This window comes from Moorena sp. SIO3I6 (assembly GCF_010672095.1).
This window is the reverse complement of sequence record NZ_JAAHHU010000483.1, coordinates 1-3,230: the sequence shown is the minus strand read 5'-3', so window position 1 is coordinate 3,230 and position 3,230 is coordinate 1. Positions and strand designations below refer to the sequence as shown.

Annotated in this window: 5 protein-coding genes; 1 reads left to right on the top strand and 4 read right to left on the bottom strand. The window is 40.6% G+C overall.

The window, feature by feature from the left end; translation table 11 throughout:
* Positions 1-543: hypothetical protein (locus F6K49_RS38295; protein ID WP_293105543.1), on the bottom strand; the 543-nt coding region annotated here is incomplete at its 3' end.
* A gap of 156 nt (positions 544-699) precedes the next feature.
* Between F6K49_RS38295 and F6K49_RS38290 the strand changes: the two genes are divergently transcribed.
* Positions 700-876, top strand: coding sequence for a hypothetical protein (locus F6K49_RS38290; RefSeq protein WP_293105540.1), 177 nt, complete (start codon positions 700-702; stop codon positions 874-876).
* Positions 877-1,047: 171 nt separating this feature from the next.
* Here F6K49_RS38290 and F6K49_RS38285 read toward each other — a convergent pair whose 3' ends face one another.
* From F6K49_RS38285 to F6K49_RS38275, 3 genes are all read right to left on the bottom strand, one after another.
* Positions 1,048-1,479, bottom strand: a complete 432-nt coding sequence (locus F6K49_RS38285; protein ID WP_075903310.1) for a hypothetical protein — start codon at positions 1,477-1,479, stop codon at positions 1,048-1,050.
* A gap of 230 nt (positions 1,480-1,709) precedes the next feature.
* Positions 1,710-1,862: a hypothetical protein gene (locus tag F6K49_RS38280; protein ID WP_293105537.1), complete on the bottom strand. Its 153-nt coding sequence runs from the start codon at positions 1,860-1,862 to the stop codon at positions 1,710-1,712.
* Between the two features lie 61 nt (positions 1,863-1,923).
* Positions 1,924-3,111, bottom strand: coding sequence for a transposase (locus F6K49_RS38275; protein WP_293105534.1), 1,188 nt, complete (start codon positions 3,109-3,111; stop codon positions 1,924-1,926).
* Between the last annotated feature and the right edge of the window lie 119 nt (positions 3,112-3,230).

The following is a 3,230-nucleotide window of genomic DNA, read 5'->3' as shown; positions in this document are numbered from 1 at the left end:
GAATCCTTGAGTCTCTATCACAACAGTATTACCATCAAGAACCCAGTAGAATTGACTATCTTTAGGAAAATTAGCAAAGGTAAATCTATTTAGAATGGGGTTATCGTCAGCGAATCTTAACTCTGTTTCTAGGTAATTGTCGTTTTTGTTTGGTCTAAATGATGTGGGATCAAAGGTTAACTTATCAGTGGGATTAATAATCCAAGGATACTTGGTGGCACTTTGAGTTATAACATCACTGATGGGAGTTTTTTTTGAATTTTCTTGATTTTGGGTTTTTGCTGCTAAGGTGCTTGACTCTGCTTCAGGTGACCTAGATTCAGCAACCTCTGTTTCCAATACATTTAGATTATCCTCTGGCTTATGTTCTGGCTGCTTAGAAATTTTAAACTCTTTAACCTGATCAGAATCAGACCTGAAAAAATCCGCATCTTTGATTTCTAATTGTACGCTTTGAGAAATTTTATAATGATTAAAATCCGTAGTAAACGTTGGGGAAATTTCAAAAAATAATGCTAGGAAAATTAAAGCTATTGCATCCATGATTATAACCTAATTATATACAGTATTTTCATTAAATTATTTTTTTATAAAATAGTTTAATGAAACTCAATATCGTTGCTTTTTAATGCTATTGATGCTCTCGGAAATTCCTAGAATTACCTAAATTATGGATCTAGCAATTTTTAAATTAATGAGGTGCATTTTTTTTTTACTACTCCCATATCACCTATTCCCTGCTCCCTGCTCCCTGCTCCCTGCTCCCTGTTCCCTTTGCTATTTTTATATACAAACATAAAAAATACTCCTAGCATTTCTCTACACAGAAATCCCAGGAGGCATGATCAAGAAAACGTAATTGAAGAGAAAGGGTAAACGCATCTAAATTAGTCTTGACAGTAAACCATTGATGTGGATTACGGAAAAATTATGACTCTATAGCACTTTTCAATAGCTGATAGCTGAATGCTGAGTGTTGAGGCTAATAGAGGGTTTATTAATTAAGATGCGTTTTCCCTGATTTAACAGGATTTATTGACTGTTAATTTACTCTAGAGCACCCAAGCCTTCATTACCTGCTCCGGCACGGATTAAAGCGGCTTGATCCTCAACGGTGGTAGCAGCACCTAGAGCCGTTGCAGCTTCGGCAAGGAATGCATTTGTTGAGCTACTAGTGGTAGTAGTAGAGACTGCCGCAACTCCAGTTCCATCTAGGGTGAGGTTAACGATAGTTGCAGTGCTTGTTCCAGCATCGGCGTAGGTTGGTGTAACAGTTAATGGACCAGAAAAGTGGAGAGCTTCAGGTAAAATCAGCTCACCAGAAACACTGATAGAGCTCCCAGAAGCCCGTGTTTCTACAGCAGATCCGCGAATTGCTGATTCAGCGTTAGCTGATGTGGCCAGTACAGCAGTTAAGCCCGCAAAAATGAGACCTGTGTTGATGAGAGTTTTGCTTAGAGAAAGAGAGTTGTTGTTCATTGTTTTTCGAGCTTTGTGAGTTGATAGTTTATCCTGGAATTGAGTTAGTGTTTAACTCGTTTCATAGTTCTAAACTAACCGCTTATAAAGATTGTTGTAAATTAGAAATACTACTGATAAAAATTAAGTCATAACTATTATGTAGTTAGATAAATAGAGATAATACTGAGTTAAATAAAAAACTCATCATTATTGATTATCCGGAAAATTTTTACTTTTCTTAAATAAATTTATTTTCTTTGATAACAAAAAAATAAGTAATTTTTTATCCGGATAAAAATAGAAGAATAGGGAACAGGGAACAGGGAGTAGGGAGTAGGGAGTAGGGAGCGGCGGAATATAGGGTAGACAGAGAATTTATTGGCACTTTCTGGATTTGTCACGATTGAATCAGTAGCTAATCTAATGGATAGCAAGAGCATCAGGGCTGGTTGACTGACAAAACTAATCAAGCACGTACTCGTACGTTTGTATTTTGAATTCCAGTCGATACCGTCGTTTATCATGTTGTGTTCGTGAGGCCATCACTGGGTCAGGATCATGATTACTCGTAAAACGAACCCGACGAATCAGTCTCCAGCCATTTTCCAACGAGGCTTTGACCCACTCCCAACCAATCCGAAAATAGCTGTTTCCTCGAAACCAGTGTGTGTCTACCCATCGACGTTTACCTGTTTCAACGACCTCAACCCCTTGGGCTGTGACATATAACGTAGCAACTGCCAGGATGAACCATAGCCGAGATAAAGCAGGAACTGAGCGAATTTGGGATTTTTGCACATTCCAACCATTGGACTGGTCATCCAAGAAATTTTCCTCGATATCAAAGCGCAATCCATATTCTTGAAAGGATTTAAGAGTGGTCTTTTCATCACTAACAATGGCCCAAAACTCACCATTGACATTGTTACGACCGAAGACGAGATGGACCCCACCATACCAGTACTCCTTGTGGAGTTTGACATTGTGAAAGCAGAGGGCTTCACCTCGCTTGAAATGGAAATCTTTAAGCTGACACCATCCTTTTCCGGCTCGCCAAATCCAACTGTCCTTTTTCAAACGAATCCGATAGTGCCAGCCCCATTGGGTTGTCATGGCTTTCATTAAATCGGTGTGGACAAAGCCTCGATCTGCCAGTAAAACGACCTTAACCCCTTTGGGCAAGAGGTGTATGGCTTGTTGCAACATCTCGCGATAATCGTTGAAGGATACAGAAGCACTGCGATGTTCGAGCACTCGCCAGACCACAGGCAAGGCTCGTCCCCGATGCACCACAACCAATCGCACCAGGCAATATTGATCCCAGAACAGTGAGGTGTCCAAACTCAAATAAATAGTGTCATCCTTCCAATCCGCCAAAGCTGCTTGAATCAAAGGTTTGTACAATCGATGGATGTTAATTCGAGCATTATGCAGCCAGCGTTGCATCCGGCGTTGCTTGCTTTGGGCATATTGGCCTCTACATGGAATCTCAGGAATCCAACGGGTCAAATTTACCTCCCCTGTTTTGATCACGGCCACCACCATCCACAAACAGGTTGTCAGGTGGCTCAGGTGAGCCCAGTCACTGGGTTGATCTATCCAGCTCTTCAAGGCATTGTATAGACGGGAGTTTTTTTCACAGCATTCCAAGGGTATGAGTGGTTTCTATCCTTAGAATGCTGGCTCCCACTCACTTTAGTCAAGGGCGGCTATCTCTCTCCAGATAAGTATTTGAGCACTTTTGACTTCATTTTTTGTCAGTCAACCAG